Below are 791 nucleotides of genomic sequence, written 5' to 3' on the forward strand. Positions count from 1 at the left end.
CGAGAGATTTACCTCAGCCGAGGCACCAATGATATCCGTTTAGGGGGTGGCAATAATTTAATCACTCTCCAACAGCACAATTTCTCGGGCGGTATCTCCAACAATTATATCGAAACCGGCTCCGGGAATGACGCAATCACCACCGGCGACGGAACGGATACGATTACCGCTGGGTCCGGGGCCGACACCATTAACGGCTTGAGCGGTGATAAAACCGTTGTTAGCACTGGTCTCGCCGGTGAGGCCGTCTCGGTCGTCTTCACCGATGGCCTCCACGACATCTCTACCGGTGCCAGCAACGACTATATCGTGCTTGGCAGTGGTAATAGTACGATCTCCGCAGGTCTAGGGGATGACACAATCTACATCACCAACGCCGCGACTCTTACCCTCACCTACACCGGCGGCCTCGACACGGTCAACGGCACTGTCGGTGCCCTCGTCCTTGATATCGATCCCGCCGCCATCATCGATTTCTCGACAGGCTACCTCGTCGCCACAATCGATGCAGCCAACATTCTCACCGTCACCGGGATCACCGATATCGCGCAGGTGACGTTCATCTAACCGGTCGAAGCGCCCTCCCCGCGTCCAGCCTGGGGAGGGCAGCCCTTAGATCATCAAAGGTTCGGGGGTCATTCCTGCGGGGACGGCCGCCGTTCTGATTGGGGCATGGTCAGTCGCTTCAAGCTAAGCCCCAGCCTCTTACGAATAATTGTTTGCAGCACAGCGGTGCGCTTTGATGGGGCTCAAAAGTCGCGAAAACTGTTCTGGCGTGAAAAGAGATTTTA

The 791-nt window shown here is 56.1% G+C and carries 1 protein-coding gene; it reads left to right on the plus strand.

Features of this window, described 5'->3' with window-relative positions:
* The coding region (locus VZ95_RS26395; RefSeq protein ID WP_456297715.1) for a hypothetical protein at positions 1-567 on the plus strand (567 nt) is incomplete at its 5' end.
* Between the last annotated feature and the right edge of the window lie 224 nt (positions 568-791).

This window comes from Elstera litoralis, assembly GCF_000963705.1.
In the GTDB taxonomy this organism is placed as follows: domain Bacteria; phylum Pseudomonadota; class Alphaproteobacteria; order Elsterales; family Elsteraceae; genus Elstera; species Elstera litoralis.